Genomic DNA, 16,624 nt, shown 5'->3' on the forward strand with positions numbered 1-16,624 from the left:
TCGGAAACTTACAATACATCTTTCAATTATTTTGCGGACAGGCTTAGACGCATTAGAGAGCCTGTCCGTTTTTGAATTATTGGAGATAGCAAAGGAGGTGACGGAGATTTATGGCAGCGAGCGGCGGCAAGGAAATGGAAATCGCTATTAAAATAGCGGGCAAGGTTGAAAGTTCTTTTAAGAGCGCCATCGGAGCGGCCACAAAGGGCCTGGGCAGCATTACGAAAGCGGTCAGCGCAGCGACAGCAGCAGCGGCGGCAGCCGTAGGAGCCATAGGCATGGCTGCCATAAATACCGGTAAGGAGTTTGAAGGAGCCATGAGCCAGGTCGCCGCCACCATGCTGATCGACAAGACCACGGCGGAGGGGCAAAAGGCTTTTGAAACATTGGAGAACGCCGCCAGGGAGTGCGGGGCAAGTACAGCCTTTTCAGCGACGGAGGCGGCGGAAGCCTTGAACTATTTAGCCCTTGCAGGTTACGACGCGGACAAAGCAGCGACGGCGCTGCCGACCGTTTTAAAACTTGCAGGGGCGGGAGCCATGAGCCTGGCAAACGCCAGCGACATGGTAACGGACAGCATGAGCGCCCTGGGGATTGCAGCAACGGAAGCGAACCTTACGCAGTTTTCCGATCAGTTGGCGCAGACGGCCAGCAAGGCGAACACCAGCGTCGCGCAGTTGGGCGAAGCCATTTTAACAGTAGGCGGAACGGCAAAGGGACTCGCCGGAGGGACTACGGAACTTAACACAGCGCTCGGCATTTTGGCCGACAACGGACTAAAAGGAGCGGAAGGAGGTACACACCTTAGAAATATTATTCTTTCCTTGCAGAACCCGACGGACAAGGCGGCAGCTTCCCTGCAGAGCTTAGGCGTTGACGTATACGACGCCCAGGGGAATATGCGCGGCCTTAACGACGTATTTAAGGACTTGCAGGGAGCCATGGCCGGGATGGATAACGCCTCGAAAGACAGTATTTTGTCTACGCTATTCAATAAAACCGACCTTACGGCAGCAAACGCCATGCTTTCAAATTGCGCGGACCGGTTCGACGAGTTAAGCGCAGCGGTAGAGAACAGCGCCGGAGCTTGCGAAAATATGTACGCTATTCAGCTTGACAACCTTAACGGAGATATTGACATTTTGAAGTCCGGTCTTTCCGATTTGGGAATCAGCATATACAAGGACCTTAACGGACCTTTAAGGGAAATGACCCAGTTAGCCACCAGTATGGTCGGGGAGCTTTCCGAAGCGTACAAGAGCGGCGGCATGGAGGGCATGGTCGGAGCAGTAGGCGGATGCATGGCCGAAGTAGTAGACACAATAGCGGACTACGCCCCGCAGGTAGTAAGCATGGGCGTGGACCTTTTGGAGAATTTCATAGGCGGGATAATAGAAAACTCAGGATCGCTGGCAACGGCGGCGGCGGACGTTATTACCGTTTTTGTCGAGGGGCTTTTTACCCTGGTTCCGCAGGTTATACTTGCCGGAATCGACATATTTACCCAGTTCGTACAGAGCATGACCGCACAGCTTCCGCAGCTTATAAGCACCGGAACGCAGTCAATAGTAAACTTCGTAAACGGCATCATACAGCGGCTTCCGGAGGTTATATCGACGGCTCTTACGTTGGTTCAGACACTTGTAAACAGCATAGGACAGAACGCCCCCATGCTTATAAGCGCAGCTATTCAGCTTATAGGAAATTTGGTTTTAGGCATAGCGTCCATGCTTCCACAGCTTCTACAGATGGGAATACAGCTTATTTTGAGTTTGGCGCAGGGAATACTTTCTAACCTGCCCCAGATTTTACAGATGGGCGTACAGATCATTATAAGCCTTGTTTCCGGCATAACCCAGATGCTGCCCATGATTATACAGGGCGGAATACAGCTTATTATTTCACTTATCCAGGGAATTATAGCGAATTTGGGAAATATTGTGCAGGCGGCGGTCCAGATTGTTATGGCATTGATTACCGGGCTTATAGCAGCAATACCTCAGCTTATAGCAGCAATACCGCAACTTATAGGAGCGATTATTGAAGCTATTTTTTCAACAGACTGGCTGCAAGTAGGAGCCGACATTATAGGCGGAATTGCAGATGGCTTTATAGATGGCTTTTTCGGTTTAGTAGATACCGTAAAAGGGCTTTGGAGCGACTTTACTGGCTGGTTGTTTGGAGATGACGAAAGCGAAGCTGAAGCAGAGCAATCCGGGCAGGCCGCGGCCAACAGTTACGCTGCTGGCATTTCAAACAACGGCTCTTTGCAGACAGCAATGAGTGGCATAGCAGATACTTTCGGAAATTTAGACACCAGCGGGGCGACGGCAGCCGGAACCATGGCGGGGACGGCCTTCTCTACAGGCTTAACCGACAGCATGGCAGCGGGCGGGCTTGATACAACGGCTTTCAGCGCAAACATGACAGCCATGGGAACAACCGGGGCGACAGCATTAAACACCGGACTCAGTACCGGGATAGCAGGGACCCCAGTAGACACAAGCGGCATTTTGGATGTTTCGGCTTTCAGCACGACCATGACAGCCGCAGGAACCGAAGGAGCGACGGCTCTTAGTACCGGGCTTAATACCGGGCTTACCGCTTCGGCCATTGATACCAGTGCGCTGACGGTAGACACTTCCGGGCTTACGACGACGCTTACGACGGCAGGAACCGACGGGGCGACAGCCATCGGAACGGGAATGACCGGAAACAGCCAGGCAGTAACCCAGGCGGCAACGACCCTGGGGGACGACGTAAACACCGCTTTAGACAGTGGATGGAATAAAGCAAACACAAGCGCACAGACGGCGATGCAGCGCCTTGCAACGATCGTCACAGACGCGGCCCGCTCCGCAGCGAGCGCGGTAAAAGCAGCATTTGAAAACATGACCATAACGATCCCGAAACCGAAGATCCCAGTTATAAATGTTTCCACAAGTTCCGTGTCATACGGCGACGGCGGAAGCGTAAGCGTTCCGAACTTTTCAGTGAGCTGGAACGCCCTGGGCGGCATTTTCGACCAGCCGACCATATTTAACACGCCAGCAGGAATGCAGGGCGTAGGGGAAGCGGGACCGGAGGCAGTTCTGCCCCTTGATACGCTATGGGCGAAAATGAAGGAGATTTTAAACGAGGCAATCGCCGCAAGCGGCGGAGCTTCCCTTATTGACGCCTTTATAGAAAAGCTGAAGGGAATAGGAACCGGAGGCGGCGGCGGACAGCCGGAGCTTGCCGGAGCCGGAGGGCCTACGATACAGTACAGCCCGGTCTACAACCTTTACGGAAGCGCCGGGAAGGAAGAAATCGCAGAGGCCGACCGCATGAGCCAGGCAGAATTTAACAAGCTGATGAAACAATACGAGAAGGATCAGCAGAGGCGGAAGTTATAGGAGGTGGTAAAGTTGGCGAAAACATATACCACGATACAGGGAGAAACCTGGGACGAAATAGCCTATAAGGTTTACGGCGGCGAGGAATACGCCGCCTACCTTATGGCGAATAATTACCGCTATTTGGACATTTTAGTCTTTTCAGCCGGAACCGTCTTAAATACGCCGGGTATTCCATGGTACGAGGACAGCGACGAGCTGCCGCCGTGGAGAACCGGAGCGGAGGACGACGGGGACGAGGACGAAGATCCTTACGACGATTACAGCGACGAGGACGAAGCGGAGGACGACGAATGAACAAAGAAACACCCAGGCAGGCAAGCGTAAGCGTGACCTACCAGAAAGCCAAGAAGGCCGGCGGGACAAGTAAACGCCCCGCCGCCGTCATGGCGGAATATAACGAAGGTTTTTCTTACACAGACCCGGCATCCGGGGAAAGTGATACCGTAAGCATAACCTTAACAAATATAGACTTACGCTGGGCAAACAAGTGGATGCCCAAAAAAGGCGATAAGTTGACAGCAAAGATCATTGAAAAGAGTTGGGACAAGGCAGGGCAAAAGAAAAGTTTCTATTGCGGAAAATTCTGCCTTGACGATTTGAGCTATACCGGCCCGGAGCTTACCTGCACTATTGGCGGAGTATCCGTCCCAGAAGGGAACGCTTTCAGAAGTACGGGCAGGAGTAAGACCTGGAAGAAAGCAACACTTAAGGAAGTAGGGGCAGAGATCGCCAAAAAGTACCACCTTAAACTGCAGTACACCGGGGGAACGGTAAAGCTGGGAACCATAGAGCAGAGCAACGAGGCTGACAGCAGCTTTTTAACAAAAGTATGCCAGGACTACGGGATGGCGATCAAGATTTACAGCGGAAAAATTGTTATCTACGACAAGGGACAGTTTGAATCCAGGAAGCCAGTAGCAACCTTGAAAAAGGCAGACTTGCAGGACTGGTCATACAATACCACCCTGGTCGGAACGTACACGGGCGCCCGCATTAAGTACACTTCCGGCAAAGACGACAAGGAAATGACGTGCGTAGTCGGAAGCGGAAAAAGAATACTTAACATTAACGAGAAGGTCGAGAGCCTACAGGAAGCCCAGCTAAAAGCCTGCGCCAAGGTAAACGCCGAGAACGAAAAGGCGGTAACTATGAGCGTAACCATCATGGCAAATAACCGGATCGCCGCCGGAAGCACGGTAAATATAAAAGGACTATACCAGCTTTCCGGGAAATACTTTGTGGACAAAGTAACGCATAACATAAGCCCAGACGGAGCCTACACCATGGCGCTGGAGCTTCACAAGTGCCAGAAGCGCATAAGCAAGGCAACCGTTATGAAGGAATACCAGGGACAGAAGAAAGCGGTCGCTTCCAAGGGCGCAACCGCACAGCCAGCAGCCGGAGAAGCCCTCGCAGTAGGCGACAAAGTTATCGTAAACGGGCCGGCTTATTGGGGCGGAAACGGAGGCAAGGCGAACCAGTGCAGCAACATGACAATGTATATAACGCAGATTTTAGGAGGCGGCTATAAGTACCAGTACGGAGTGGCGAAGCGCAAGGGCGGGACGCGGTACGGCTGGTGCGGAAAAGAAAGCCTTAAGAAAGCATAGGAGGCGGAGGATGAGCGACGGAGGAAACAGGATCGGGACCGTAAGCAGCGTAGACCCGGAAACGGGGATGGTAAGCGTGATATTTAACGACCGGGACAACGAAGTCACGGAGCTATTACCCTACGCCACCTTTAACGAAGAATATAAACTGCCGCAGGTTGGGGCAAAAGTTGTCGTTTTGCATTTAAGCAACGGCGGGGAGATGGGGATCATCTTAGGGACCTATTGGAACGAATACAACGCAGCAGGGAACCCCGGAACCTTCCACAAAGACCTGGGCGGCGGAGCCTATATCAATTATAAGGACGGCGTACTGACCATAGCGGCAGAACATACCATAATAGCGTCCTTAGACGGCGGCGAAACTTACCAGGAGGTGGAGGCGGAGAAACTTCTGCAGAAACTACACGACCACGAAAAAAGGATCGCAGATTTAGAGAAGGTCGTAGGAGTAGGGAAGGGGGTAGTTGAATGGCCATAGGGCATATAGGGAAAACCGTCGTATTTGAAACCAGCGACGCGAAAATCCTTAATTTCAAAAAGATGCAGCGGACCGTAAAGGGGCGCTGGGCTTCCCATTCCAGGGTAGGCAAAAAGCCGAAAAAGCAGTTTTTAGGGCCGGATGCCGACCAGCTAACATTTACCATAACCCTCAACGCAGAACACGGCGTGAAGCCGCGGAAAACGGTAGAGAACATAGAGAAGCTGATCCGGACGGGGAAGCCCCAGACCGTAGTTATTGGAAGTAAGAAGGTAGGCTCCAATAAGTACGCCATAACGGAGATCAGCGAAAGCTGGGAAACGATTTTAAACCGGGGCGAGGTTGTAAAGATTACCTGCGACATTACCCTGGAGGAATACTTATAAGGGGAAGGAGGCGGGCGGATGTTTGGCACACCGGAAACAGTTTTAATCGGCTTCGACTACCTTAACGCAACGGAGCTGGAGGAAATGCAGCGGAACCTTGAAACGCTTTACAGCACCAGGGCCGGGACTTGCCCCGGTGATCGTAACTTCGGACTAGATCAGAGCTTTGAGAGCTGCCCGACCAACGTGGCAAAAAATTTGTTTGCTTTAGAGGTTATAGAGAAAACGGAGGTTTACGAGGATAAGGCGGAAATATTAAACATTGAGTACACGCAGTCTGCAGATGGGAACCTGACCCCGAAGATTGTTATCGGACCGAAGGATCCGGAGGACACCGGGGACGCAGACACGGAAGAATCAGAGGAATAAAGGAGGTGGCAAGGATTGTCGGACATTCTACACACAATAGATAATTTACCGGATATTTCTTTTATAGACGGCTTGTCTTTAGAAGATATTCAGAGCCAGATGTTAAGCGACTTCGTGACGAAGTACCAGGAGATCACCGGAAAGAAAATACAGCTTTCCAAGTCGGACCCGAACCGCATTATTATGTTAGGCTGCGCCCAGCTTATATACCAAGGCTTGCAGAACATAGACAAGGGCGGAAAGATGAACTTTCTTAAGTATGCCTACGACGATTATTTAGAGAATATGGGTGCGCTTAAGAAGGTAACGAGGAACCCGGCAAAGTTCGCCCAGGTTCCGGTCAAGTTCACGCTTTCCGGGAAAAGGGAAGCGGCTACCAGCATACCGCAGGGAACCAGGGTAACTGCTGCCTACGAGGTTTATTTTGCTACGACCCAGTACGCCGAAATACCACCAGGGGAAACGGAGATAACGGTCATGACGGAATGCACCGAAGCCGGAACCATAGGAAACGACTTTGCAGCCGGAGAGCTTACGACACTGGTGGATCCTATAGGCTTTATTTCCAAGGTTGAGAACACGGAGAAAAGCACCGGTGGGACGGAGGTAGAGTCAGACCAGAACATGGCAGAAAGAATTTACCTGGCCCCTTCCAGCTATTCTACAGCCGGCCCGGACGACGCTTACGAGTACTGGGTAAAGGACAGCAACCCGTTTATAGGGGATGTTAAAATAACCAGCCCTACGCCGGGCTTAGTAGATATCCGCTTTGTTATGACAGACGGAACCGTCCCGGACGATACCACCATAGCGGCAGTAACGGCGGCGGTAAACCAGAGAGGCAAGCGGCCACTTACGGACCAGGTACAAGTGAGGCGCCCGGAAATCGAGGAATACGAGATAGACGTGACCTACTACATAAACACCAGCGACAGCAACGCGGCAACGGCTATCCAGGCGCAGGCAGAAACCGCCGTAGAAGATTATAAGCTGTGGCAGGCTTCCAAGGTAGGCCGGGACATAAATCCGGATGAGCTTATAGCGAGGCTGAACGACGCAGGGGCAAAGAGGGCGGAAGTCCGGGCGCCAGCGTTCCGTGTTATAGGGGAAACGGCGAAAGCACAGTGTACAGGCGTAAATATTATATACGGAGGGCTTGAAAATGATTAGTTACTACGATGGGCAACTAACAGACATCATGCCCGGAAACATAACAAAAAAGCCGGAAGTAAAGGCGTTAAGCTACGCCTTACAGCAAGCCTGCCGTCTTCTTTACCGATACAGCCAGAGGCTCTATATTTATTCTAATTTGGACGAGCAGCCGGAGGAAGTTATAGACCTTCTGGCTTCGGAACTTCGTACCCAGTATTACAGGAGTACGCTGGATATTGACACGAAGCGGCGGCTTGTAAAAAATACGCTTATTTGGTATATGAGCGCAGGAACGCCCCAGGCAGTAGAGGAACTCGTAAGCGTAGTATTTGGGGAGGGCGAAGTAAAAGAGTGGTATGAGTACGACGACAACCCCTATTATTTTAAGATTGTTACCAACGCCATACTTACGCTTGAAATGAATGATTTTTTTTCAATTATGATCCGGCGGGTAAAGAATACCCGGTCACACCTTCGGGCTATTGATATACACCGGATTGTAAACCACGAGCTTTTCTCCGGGGCGGCAGTTTTCCCAAACTATAAGCCGCCTGCAGTAATTGACGGCTACGCCGTAGACCGGGAAGCAAGGCAGACCATACACGCCGGAGCATTGGCATCCCAGCAGAGCCGCCCTGCGCCGATTTGGGACGGCTTCAAGACCGAGGGCGGAGAAATTACCGCCGGGCTATTTGCAGGGGCGGCAGGAGCCACCAGAACGCACCAGGCGGCTATTATAGACGGCTTTAGCTTCGAGGGTAGGGAAGTCATAGGCCAGGCGTTTATAGGGGGCGAAATGGCGGCCACAGAGAAGCAGGCGGCCATCCGGGAAGGATTGGAAGGAACCGCCGCACCAGTAGAAGGCCAGGCTTACGTCGGATCCGCTGCGAGGGCAGAGGCGCACCAGAAACCGCCAGCAGTCCGGGAAGGTTTTACCGTCCAGGGCGAAACAGTAACAGAGGCTATTGTAGCCGCCACGGCTTCAAATAGTAAATACAAGAATACCGTAAAAGAAGGAGGAACCAAGAATGCCACAACCATTTAACAACGCGGTCATGACCAACGCAGGGGCGAGGCTTCTGACCAGGGCGCAGGCCGGGGAAATCAAGATAGAGTTTACCCGGATCGCAGTAGGCAACGGCAATTATACCGCAGCCGAAAAGACGCTGGATGCACTGCAGAAGCGGACAGCCCTTAAGTCGCTTAAGAACAGCTACACCCTTTCGGACGTTGACGTGTTCAGCGATTACAGCGTGAAGGTAACGGCGCTTATTACGAACCAGGACCCCGTAACCGGGCAGACCCTCGTAAACGCCGGGTACTACATTAACGAGATGGGCTTATTTGCCAAGGTAAAGGACGGCGCAGCCAGCACGGAAGTCCTTTACAGCATCACCACCACAGCCGGGGACAACGGCGACTTTATGCCGCCCTATAACGGATATAACCCGGCGCAGATCACGCAGGACTATTTTGCAACCGTAAACAACAGCGCAGAGGTTACAATCGTCAGCACCGGAGCCGCCCTGCTTGCGGAGGACGCAAACAAAATAAAGGACGACACCACGCACCAGAAATATAAGCTGGGGATTGATAACGGACTGATCTATATTCAGGAGGTAGACGAGTAATGGCAGGAGAAAAGATTTATATTGCAGACAAGGAAACCTTAGACAAGGTTTACAACATTTTGGCATCCGATCCGGTATACGGCTTTATTGAGCATAACGACATCTTAAGCCCTTCCGCCCGGATTGAGTACATCGGGCTTAATAAGAACTATTCCCCGCTTGTAAGAAACAAGGACACCGGAGGCATGGCTCTGAACAGTTGGGCGGACTTCCCGGTCATTAAAGCAAACAAGCCTTACATGGTTCGGGCAGACGGCACGCCGGATTACAGGCTCAAGGAAACGGACTACACCCAGAGGGAGGACGGCGGCTCTTCCGACGTTGCAAACAGCAGCTACAACGGCGGCGCCTTTTCCTGGCTTATGAAGGTTTATAAGAACGAGGAAATGGTCGGCAACGACAGGATCGTGCGCTTTTCCCTTACCGCCCGCGACGGCTACGAGCCGGTGGGCTTTATTGACCCCAGCAATAAGGAGCTGGAGGGCGTATGGCTGCCCATGTTCTACGGTTCCATTTTGGGAGCGGACGGAACCACTCCGAAGATGGTAAGCCTTGCAAACTTGCAGCCGACCTATAACAACACCACAGCCCAGGAAAAGACGGCTATTACTAATTTCAGCAGCCGGGCGGCGTTCCTGGGCGGGCCGATTGTAGAAACCATTACCGACCTTTTGATCATGTTTGCAAAGACCACGAACCTGCAGGAAGCCTATGGGTACGGAAACTGCAGCGGCTACGACGCCAGCCAGTCCCCGACCTACGGAGTAAAGCGGAACGCCGTAGTGGGAGGCGGGCAGTTCTACGGAACCGACGATAAGCTGAGCTTAAACAAGATTTTCCACAGCATAGTCCTGGGAAGCTACCAGCAGTGGATGCGCGACCCTTACGAAGTAGTTGTAAACGGGCGCGTGAAAGTAAGCAAAAACTATACCTACGACCCGACCGGGGCGGCATATACAGACACCGGGATCACCGTACCGGATAACAAGACCTGGGACACGAACCACAACGCCATGGACTACCCGGCCCATTTCAGAACCGTGCCGGGGTACGGCAGTATCCCGGCTTTAGGAATGGACGGAGGGAGCAGCGCGACCGGAGGCTGTGACGGGCTTTGGAGAAAAGACCCGAAGCAGACATTTACGGGCGTCTGCCGGCGGTTCGGGAATTGCAGCCATGGGCTTGTTTGCGGCTTGCGGGCGCGGGCTTGGCGCGACAGTGCCACGCTTGCGGACTGGTCCCTCGGCGCCGCCGATCTTCTTTTACCACCTGTCGGCGTAGCCGTTTAGGGGGTCTGGGGGTGCGAAGCAATTCCCCCAGGAGATACCGGAGCTTTGAAGCAGCGTAAATTATAAACAACAAAATATAAGGGGATAGGGGCGGCGCCACCTGGGGGCGTCTGCCTACGGTTCGGGAATTGCAACAATGGGCTTAATTGCGGCTTGCGGGCGCGGAATTGGAACAACAGTGCCACGAATGCGAACTGGAACATCGGCGCCGCCTTTTTTCTATTCATACGGTTCATTAACTTAAAGCCGCCCCTATTCCTACACCCCTGGGCGTTGAAATACGTCTTAACCGCCATTATTGGAAGGGTAAGTGGTAAATTAACTTGATACAGGGCGCACGGTAAAGCGGTCGCACCTGCCGTGCGTAGAGGATAGAAGAAAAAATATTCTTATAGGAGTATTGTTTATGCGGAGGAAAGAGCTGTGGCGGAAAGTAGAAAAAGCCGCACCAGAAAGAGGCGTTAAACAGTACAAATATTTGTATCGCCGTATGCTTGACGAAAACATAATAAGAAAAGCATACAAGAAGCTGCGGAAGGGCAAAACGAAGCGAATAGAGATACAGAAAATAGACGCCGATCTTGATAACGAAGTCGCCGCCATGCGGCGCATGATAGAGAACACGAAGCCGCCAGACGTTCCAGTGGAACACCCGGAGCTGGCATATAAGCCGAAAAAGCGCACACCGAAAATTATTAAGGAGAAGGGCAAGATCCGGAAGATATTTATGCCGGAGATACACGAGCAGTGGCTACACCATATAATCGTCCTTATTTTGGAGCCGATTATAACGGCCACGGCTTACCCATATTCCTGCGGCAGTTTTCCGAAGCGGGGCGCACACTACGGCAAGAAACGGCTTATAAAAATTATCCAGGGCGGAAAGAATATCCGTAACTTTGCAAAGATTGACATCCGCCATTTTTACGACAGCATACGGCTGGACGTTCTTATGCGGGAGCTTCGCATAAGAATAAAAGACGAGCTTTTTCTATACATTGTGGAGCTTTGCTTACAAGGTTTTAAAAAGGGAATACCGCTGGGCTTCTACATTTCCCAGTGGCTCGCTAATTATTTGTTGGAGCCTTTAGATCACTTCATAACGGACAAGCTGGGAATACCGAACCTTATCCGCTATATGGATGATATTGTTTTAGGACACGACAACAAAAAGAAGTTGCACCAGGCAATAGTAGAAATTAAGAAATTCATAGGGCGGAGGTTCCGGCTGAAGCTGAAGCGGAACTACCAGGTCTTTAAGTTCAACTACCAGAAAAAGAACGGGAAGGTCGTAGGGCGCGTTATTGATTTTATGGGCTTTCTTTTCTTCCGTAACCGGACAACGATGCGGAAAGCTATTATGCTTTCAGCCACTAGGCTGGCCAGCAAGCTACACGCAGCGAAGGAAGCCGGGAGGGGATATTTTAAGAAGCACTTAGAAGCAATGTTAAGCTATATGGGCTGGTTCAGTTGTACGGACACTTACGACGCATACCAGGACTATATAAAGCCTTACATAAAAGTAAGACAGCTTAAGAAAATTATTTCAAAATTGACAAGGAGGGCAAACAAACATGAAGCAGTGGACACAGGAAAGAAGCGCAAGCCGGCCGGCAGAGTTGCAGCTTGTGGCGCCTGATACTTACATTCAGCGCCGGAACATTCAGCCGGAGGAACACGAAGCCACGGAGCAGGCGGCAGCCTATACGGACTTCGTATGCGAGAGCCGGGAGATCAGCATCGGAGAGTACGAGATGCTTAAGAGCATAGAGGAAATCCGGACGGACGAGGCAGTGAGCGCAGCTATTGACGAGTACACGATGCAGCTTATGGAAGGAGGGCTTTTATAATGGCTTCGATTTTAGTAACCAGCCTTAAGAGGCTTTACACAGCAGGCAGAGTCACCAAGGAACAGATCGGGGAGCGGGTAGAGAAGGGAACCATCACCGAAGCCGATTACCAGGAGATCACGGGGGAGGCTTATGGGGAATAGAGAACTTGACCCGCTTAAGATAGTAGAACAGCAGAACGCCATTATCCGGATCCAGTCCGGCGTGATTGACGAGCTTTTTATACTTCTTATGCAGCACATAAGCGCAGACGAAGCGGACGCGCTGCCGTGTATTGATAGAATCAACCAGGCGGCGCAGATACGAGCCGGAATCGGCTTAGACTAATATTTCTACACCAAAAGGCAAAAAGCCCAGGAAACGGCGCACAGGGCGCCGTGGAAGGGGCTTATTTTATTGCAGGAAGGGAGGGAAACAAGTGTGACAGAGGTTATATGTACGGCTATTACGGCGGCCGCCGCAATTTTATGCGCTTACATAGCACATAAAAACGAGAAGCGAGCGAAGCACGAGGACGAGATGGCGGAGCAGCGGGCCAAAGAAGGACGGCTCCAGCTTAAGATGTCGGAGGCAAACAACAAGCTAACAATAGGAGTTGCTATGGCATTAAAGACAGGCCACGCAAACGGGGAAATCGAGGCAGGTCTAAAAGCAGTTGAGGACGCGCAAAACGACTATAGGCTGTTTTTGGAAGGCCTGGCACTTGACGAGCTGAAGAAGTAGAGCAACCGCGCCGGAAGGTTGGGAAACCCCGGCGCAAAAAATAAAAAAACCTTAAAGGAGGGTAACACCATGAAACAGATTAACTGGGTAAAGAAACTTACAAGCCGGAAACTTTGGACTGCAGTAGCTTCCTTCGTTTCCATGATGATCGTAGCCACCGGGGGGACGCAGAATACGGCCGCCCAGGTAACGGCGCTTATTATGGCCGGGGCTTCCGTTGTAGCCTACATTATCGGCGAGGGCTTGACCGACGCGGCAAACATTGAGGCTGAGGACCCGGAGCAGAGCGACGGAGAATAGGAGGCAGATAATGGGCATTGTTTGGGGAGGCGTAGAGCGTGAGCTTTACGCCTTTTTCAGTAGCAAGGGACTTTGTAACAACGGTATTTTCGGGCTGTTCGGCAACCTTTACGCAGAAAGCGGCATGAAGCCAGGCAATCTGCAGAACAGCAGCGAAAAGAAGCTGGAGCTTACGGACGAGGCATACACGGCAGCAGTTGACAACGGAAGCTATAAGAACTTCGTACACGACTCCGCCGGGTACGGTTTGGCGCAGTGGACGTATTGGAGCCGGAAAGAGGCTATGCTTGCTTTCCACAAGGCGAAGGGCGTATCCATTGGCGACGCATTGACGCAGGCGGAATTTTTGTATAAGGAGCTTTCCGAGAGCTACCCGGCAGTCCTTAAAGTTCTTAAGACAGCCACCAGCATCCGGGAGGCTTCCGACGCCGTATTATTGCAGTTTGAGAAACCGAAGGACCAGAGCGAAACCGTCCGGGAGAAACGGGCGGGCTATGGCCAGGAGTACGAAGCTCTTTACCAGAAAGAAGGAGGGAACGAAGGTATGACAGAGGCACAGGCAAGACAGAAGATCGTAGGTATTATGCAGGGCTGGATCGGGCTTAAGCGTTCCGACAAGAGCCACGCCCCGATCATTGACACATATAACGGCAATAAGCCGCTTCCCAGGGGCTACAAGGTTACTTATACCGACGCATACTGCGCCACCACGACCAGCGCGGCGGCGATCAAGGCAGGCTATACGGATATTATCCCGGTAGAGTGTTCCTGCTATTATTTGATTGAGAAAGCCAAGTCTATGGGCATTTGGCAGGAAAACGACGCATACATCCCGAAGCCGGGCGACGAAGTTTTATACGACTGGGAGGACGGGGCGAACTTTGCCACCACGGACAACCAGGGCGCACCGGATCACGTCGGCATGGTTGAGGCAGTAAGCGGAAGCACGATAAAAGTTATGGAGGGCAACATGAGCGGCGGAGTCGTAGGACGCAGGAACCTGCAGGTCAACGGCAGATATATCCGGGGCTTTATTTGCCCGAACTACGCAAGCAAGGCGACGGAAAAGGCTCCGGAGAAAAGCATAGACGAGATCGCCACGGAAGTCCTGGCAGGCAGATGGGGGAACAACCCGGAACGCAAGCAGAGGCTGGAGGCGGCCGGCTATAACTACGAAGCCGTCCAGGCGGCAGTAAACCAGAAAGCGAAAAGCGGAGCTTCCGCAAAGAAAAGCGTTTCTGCAGTAGCCCAGGAGGTACTGGCAGGCAAGTGGGGGAATAACCCGGCAAGGAAGAAAGCCCTGGAGGCGGCCGGCTACGATTACAACGCCGTCCAGGCGGAAGTAAACAGGCTTTGCCGGAAGTAGTCACATTTCCACAAAGGAAAGCCCGGTATTTTGTCTATTTCAGTGAATAGATGAAATCGGGAAACAGGCGTATAATTGTGCGCCAGAGGGGGGTATAAGGGGGTGGAACCCCAGCCCCGAAAGAGCGAGATAAGCCCCGCCGCCGTTTGGCAGTTGGGGCTTATTTTTTAATTCCAGATATGATAATTTTGTCGCCATCGAAAGAGGCTACGACACTTCTATTATTCAGATCCACGCCAAGGGCAGCCGCCCAGGGCTTCGGTATTGAGAGTTTGAAACCAACGGAACCGGAGCCGCCCTTATTGGCGATTAAATTAAGCTCCCTTGTTTCAATTCCTTCTGTTACTTTCTTCATTTCCTACACTTCCTTTTTGCGACGTCGCAACGAATTTTATATAAAAGAGGCTTCCCGGCCGCCCTTCGGTATAGCCCGACGGGTAGAGCTTGCATAGCTCGGCTTCACATCACCTATTAACCTTTCTTCCACGCGCCAGGCGCGGATCCTGCGGAGGTTTACGAGTTGCACCGTTTCCCCGGACGGTTTTAAGATTTTCGCATTAAAAATCAGTAAAACTTGTTAGACGACATTCAGGCCGGGAAGCCTTGATTTATACATAGCACCCATCCCACAAGCTGGGGAGCTTGCTTTACTTCTACCCGCCGGGCTTTGGACCGGCCGTCGGTGGTTTAGTACCAGGGGCGGCAGTGCCGCCCTACACAAAAGGAAGCTCCGGAGCTTCGTCCGTCTTCCCTTCGGCTTTTAGCTTTTCAAGATAAGCATCATAAGCCGCCTTTTCGTCTTCGATAGTTTCCGGCTGCGGTTCCCAGTACCGCCCGCCTGGTACGTTGCTTTTCATAGTTGAATCCCCTTTCTTACCATTCATTAAGCGTTACTTGCTTCGCTTCGTGATTTATTTCTACCTTATAGCCGTTACCGTTTCCGTCCCAGTACAGATCGCCAGTATTAAAGTTATTCCAGTTGATCCAGCAATTTTTCATTCCCTTTACTTCCCTTACGTCCGCCAGAGCTTCCGGGCTTCCTTTTACTTCGTAACCGTATGCCAACATTTATTTTTACCGCCTTTCTTGCTTCCGTTTTTCTTCGTTCTTCCCTTAAGGTGTGTGTATCTTAACTCTGAAAAGACGGTACGTCAATACTTTTTTTGAAGATTTTTCAAGAAATTTTTTAAGGGCATTTCCGCATCTTTTAATACTAACAAATAGTTGCAAGTATTAAAAGGCAAGCATACGCTCACGCTTCATTTGCGATAAATTAGCCATTATATAAAGTCTCCTTTGCTTTTTCTATACATTCCACAAAAATGTATATTTACTCTTATTAATAGTACCTTGCCTAATAAAATTTTTCCAATCATAATATTTGTCTACATCAACCGCAACAGCTTCTAATTCATAAGCATCCGTTCCACATCTCATATCCATTATGGGTATATTTTTTCTCTTAGCAAAATCATAAAAATATTCTCTATTATCCGATGACATCTTTACCCCTAAATATATCGCCTTTATAGGGAAAAAATCTATCATATTATCAAACATTTTACATGCATCGTCCGGCACAATTAAACGCCATTCTTTTTCATAACTCCATGAACGTGACTTGTTCAAAAAAGATAAAAGGATACTCTTTTCAAATTGAATTCTTTGGTTGTCGGTCATTCGATTTCCGTTATAATATTTCCAAAATAGGGAACTGGATATAAAAATCGGCTTTTTTGAATACTTACAAGGCATCATTCCACCTCGCACCAAGGAATCAATCTTTGCATTTGATAATTTACTCTCCAGATCATATTCAACACAAAAACCGGTATGTGATGCAGCATAATGCCCCCACATTTCTGTTGAACGGCAAAATTCATCATCACTCAGACTTGAAAAAGAACTTACCCGAATCTTATTATTTCTAATAGATGTAATTGTATTTTGATACTCTTTATGCGCATTGTAACGAATATCATCTAATTTGAATCCTCTATCATCAAGCAGCAAAATACTTCTTATGATACTTTCAAAAGTTTTTAAATAATGACTTGGAATAAATTCAC

The 16,624-nt window shown here is 50.7% G+C and carries 21 protein-coding genes; 17 read left to right on the forward strand and 4 right to left on the reverse strand.

Annotated elements, in window-relative coordinates; translation table 11 throughout:
• The first annotated feature begins 110 nt into the window (after window positions 1-110).
• The 17 genes from NFS35_RS06960 (at window position 111) to NFS35_RS07040 (ending at window position 14,555) form a co-directional block, all read left to right on the forward strand.
• Window positions 111-3,395, forward strand: a complete 3,285-nt coding sequence (locus tag NFS35_RS06960; protein WP_251206404.1) for a phage tail tape measure protein — start codon at window positions 111-113, stop codon at window positions 3,393-3,395.
• Window positions 3,396-3,407: 12 nt separating this feature from the next.
• Window positions 3,408-3,692, forward strand: a complete 285-nt coding sequence (locus tag NFS35_RS06965; RefSeq protein WP_251206405.1) for a tail protein X — start codon at window positions 3,408-3,410, stop codon at window positions 3,690-3,692.
• Window positions 3,689-5,008: a phage late control D family protein gene (locus NFS35_RS06970; RefSeq protein ID WP_251206406.1), complete on the forward strand. Its 1,320-nt coding sequence runs from the start codon at window positions 3,689-3,691 to the stop codon at window positions 5,006-5,008. The genes NFS35_RS06965 and NFS35_RS06970 overlap by 4 nt, the downstream gene beginning before the upstream one ends.
• Window positions 5,009-5,018: 10 nt before the next feature.
• Window positions 5,019-5,489, forward strand: a complete 471-nt coding sequence (locus NFS35_RS06975; RefSeq protein WP_251206407.1) for a hypothetical protein — start codon at window positions 5,019-5,021, stop codon at window positions 5,487-5,489.
• A complete protein-coding gene (locus NFS35_RS06980) occupies window positions 5,480-5,875 on the forward strand; it encodes a phage tail protein (RefSeq protein WP_120398194.1) in 396 nt (131 codons plus the stop codon). The genes NFS35_RS06975 and NFS35_RS06980 overlap by 10 nt, the downstream gene beginning before the upstream one ends.
• A gap of 18 nt (window positions 5,876-5,893) precedes the next feature.
• Window positions 5,894-6,244, forward strand: coding sequence for a hypothetical protein (locus NFS35_RS06985; protein ID WP_251206408.1), 351 nt, complete (start codon window positions 5,894-5,896; stop codon window positions 6,242-6,244).
• A gap of 15 nt (window positions 6,245-6,259) precedes the next feature.
• Entirely contained in the window at window positions 6,260-7,414 is a 1,155-nt protein-coding gene (locus NFS35_RS06990) for a baseplate assembly protein (protein WP_251206409.1), read from the forward strand.
• Window positions 7,407-8,441: a phage tail protein gene (locus NFS35_RS06995; protein WP_251206410.1), complete on the forward strand. Its 1,035-nt coding sequence runs from the start codon at window positions 7,407-7,409 to the stop codon at window positions 8,439-8,441. The genes NFS35_RS06990 and NFS35_RS06995 overlap by 8 nt, the downstream gene beginning before the upstream one ends.
• Window positions 8,425-9,027 carry a phage tail protein gene (locus NFS35_RS07000; RefSeq protein ID WP_251206411.1) on the forward strand — a complete coding sequence of 201 codons (603 nt, stop codon included), beginning with the start codon at window positions 8,425-8,427 and terminating at the stop codon, window positions 9,025-9,027. Before NFS35_RS06995 ends, NFS35_RS07000 begins: the two co-directional genes overlap by 17 nt.
• Window positions 9,027-10,316: a hypothetical protein gene (locus NFS35_RS07005; RefSeq protein ID WP_251206412.1), complete on the forward strand. Its 1,290-nt coding sequence runs from the start codon at window positions 9,027-9,029 to the stop codon at window positions 10,314-10,316. Before NFS35_RS07000 ends, NFS35_RS07005 begins: the two co-directional genes overlap by 1 nt.
• A gap of 406 nt (window positions 10,317-10,722) precedes the next feature.
• Complete coding sequence (locus NFS35_RS07010; RefSeq protein ID WP_251206413.1) at window positions 10,723-11,955, forward strand: RNA-directed DNA polymerase; 1,233 nt, start codon at window positions 10,723-10,725, stop codon at window positions 11,953-11,955.
• The gene (locus tag NFS35_RS07015; protein WP_251206414.1) at window positions 11,891-12,166 is read left to right on the forward strand and encodes a hypothetical protein; all 276 of its coding nucleotides are present in this window, start codon (window positions 11,891-11,893) and stop codon (window positions 12,164-12,166) included. The genes NFS35_RS07010 and NFS35_RS07015 overlap by 65 nt, the downstream gene beginning before the upstream one ends.
• On the forward strand, window positions 12,166-12,309 hold the full coding sequence (locus tag NFS35_RS07020; protein WP_251206415.1) for an XkdX family protein: 144 nt from the start codon (window positions 12,166-12,168) through the stop codon (window positions 12,307-12,309). Before NFS35_RS07015 ends, NFS35_RS07020 begins: the two co-directional genes overlap by 1 nt.
• Window positions 12,299-12,493, forward strand: coding sequence for a hypothetical protein (locus NFS35_RS07025; protein WP_251206416.1), 195 nt, complete (start codon window positions 12,299-12,301; stop codon window positions 12,491-12,493). The genes NFS35_RS07020 and NFS35_RS07025 overlap by 11 nt, the downstream gene beginning before the upstream one ends.
• A gap of 93 nt (window positions 12,494-12,586) precedes the next feature.
• Window positions 12,587-12,889, forward strand: coding sequence for a hypothetical protein (locus NFS35_RS07030; protein WP_251206417.1), 303 nt, complete (start codon window positions 12,587-12,589; stop codon window positions 12,887-12,889).
• 69 nt (window positions 12,890-12,958) lie between these two features.
• Complete coding sequence (locus NFS35_RS07035; protein WP_160582173.1) at window positions 12,959-13,189, forward strand: hypothetical protein; 231 nt, start codon at window positions 12,959-12,961, stop codon at window positions 13,187-13,189.
• 10 nt (window positions 13,190-13,199) lie between these two features.
• Window positions 13,200-14,555: a phage tail tip lysozyme gene (locus NFS35_RS07040; RefSeq protein ID WP_251206418.1), complete on the forward strand. Its 1,356-nt coding sequence runs from the start codon at window positions 13,200-13,202 to the stop codon at window positions 14,553-14,555.
• A gap of 160 nt (window positions 14,556-14,715) precedes the next feature.
• Here NFS35_RS07040 and NFS35_RS07045 read toward each other — a convergent pair whose 3' ends face one another.
• From NFS35_RS07045 to NFS35_RS07060, 4 genes are all read right to left on the reverse strand, one after another.
• Complete coding sequence (locus NFS35_RS07045) at window positions 14,716-14,910, reverse strand: AbrB/MazE/SpoVT family DNA-binding domain-containing protein (RefSeq protein ID WP_251206419.1); 195 nt, start codon at window positions 14,908-14,910, stop codon at window positions 14,716-14,718.
• 358 nt (window positions 14,911-15,268) lie between these two features.
• Window positions 15,269-15,412, reverse strand: coding sequence for a hypothetical protein (locus tag NFS35_RS07050; RefSeq protein WP_251206420.1), 144 nt, complete (start codon window positions 15,410-15,412; stop codon window positions 15,269-15,271).
• A gap of 16 nt (window positions 15,413-15,428) precedes the next feature.
• Entirely contained in the window at window positions 15,429-15,623 is a 195-nt protein-coding gene (locus tag NFS35_RS07055) for a hypothetical protein (RefSeq protein WP_251206421.1), read from the reverse strand.
• 237 nt (window positions 15,624-15,860) lie between these two features.
• Window positions 15,861-16,568: a DUF2971 domain-containing protein gene (locus tag NFS35_RS07060; RefSeq protein ID WP_251206422.1), complete on the reverse strand. Its 708-nt coding sequence runs from the start codon at window positions 16,566-16,568 to the stop codon at window positions 15,861-15,863.
• Between the last annotated feature and the right edge of the window lie 56 nt (window positions 16,569-16,624).

This window comes from Acetatifactor aquisgranensis, from assembly GCF_943193215.1.
GTDB classification, from domain to species: Bacteria; Bacillota; Clostridia; order Lachnospirales; family Lachnospiraceae; genus Acetatifactor; species Acetatifactor aquisgranensis.

Coding starts and splice junctions, on each gene's coding strand:
- NFS35_RS06960 (WP_251206404.1), top strand. CDS start 111: ATGGCAGCGAGCGGCGGCAAGGAAATGGAAATCGCTATTAAAATAGCG.
- NFS35_RS06970 (WP_251206406.1), top strand. CDS start 3,689: ATGAACAAAGAAACACCCAGGCAGGCAAGCGTAAGCGTGACCTACCAG.
- NFS35_RS06975 (WP_251206407.1), top strand. CDS start 5,019: ATGAGCGACGGAGGAAACAGGATCGGGACCGTAAGCAGCGTAGACCCG.
- NFS35_RS06980 (WP_120398194.1), top strand. CDS start 5,480: ATGGCCATAGGGCATATAGGGAAAACCGTCGTATTTGAAACCAGCGAC.
- NFS35_RS06985 (WP_251206408.1), top strand. CDS start 5,894: ATGTTTGGCACACCGGAAACAGTTTTAATCGGCTTCGACTACCTTAAC.
- NFS35_RS06995 (WP_251206410.1), top strand. CDS start 7,407: ATGATTAGTTACTACGATGGGCAACTAACAGACATCATGCCCGGAAAC.
- NFS35_RS07000 (WP_251206411.1), top strand. CDS start 8,425: ATGCCACAACCATTTAACAACGCGGTCATGACCAACGCAGGGGCGAGG.
- NFS35_RS07005 (WP_251206412.1), top strand. CDS start 9,027: ATGGCAGGAGAAAAGATTTATATTGCAGACAAGGAAACCTTAGACAAG.
- NFS35_RS07010 (WP_251206413.1), top strand. CDS start 10,723: ATGCGGAGGAAAGAGCTGTGGCGGAAAGTAGAAAAAGCCGCACCAGAA.
- NFS35_RS07015 (WP_251206414.1), top strand. CDS start 11,891: ATGAAGCAGTGGACACAGGAAAGAAGCGCAAGCCGGCCGGCAGAGTTG.
- NFS35_RS07020 (WP_251206415.1), top strand. CDS start 12,166: ATGGCTTCGATTTTAGTAACCAGCCTTAAGAGGCTTTACACAGCAGGC.
- NFS35_RS07025 (WP_251206416.1), top strand. CDS start 12,299: ATGGGGAATAGAGAACTTGACCCGCTTAAGATAGTAGAACAGCAGAAC.
- NFS35_RS07035 (WP_160582173.1), top strand. CDS start 12,959: ATGAAACAGATTAACTGGGTAAAGAAACTTACAAGCCGGAAACTTTGG.
- NFS35_RS07040 (WP_251206418.1), top strand. CDS start 13,200: ATGGGCATTGTTTGGGGAGGCGTAGAGCGTGAGCTTTACGCCTTTTTC.
- NFS35_RS07045 (WP_251206419.1), bottom strand. CDS start 14,910: ATGAAGAAAGTAACAGAAGGAATTGAAACAAGGGAGCTTAATTTAATC.
- NFS35_RS07050 (WP_251206420.1), bottom strand. CDS start 15,412: ATGAAAAGCAACGTACCAGGCGGGCGGTACTGGGAACCGCAGCCGGAA.
- NFS35_RS07055 (WP_251206421.1), bottom strand. CDS start 15,623: ATGTTGGCATACGGTTACGAAGTAAAAGGAAGCCCGGAAGCTCTGGCG.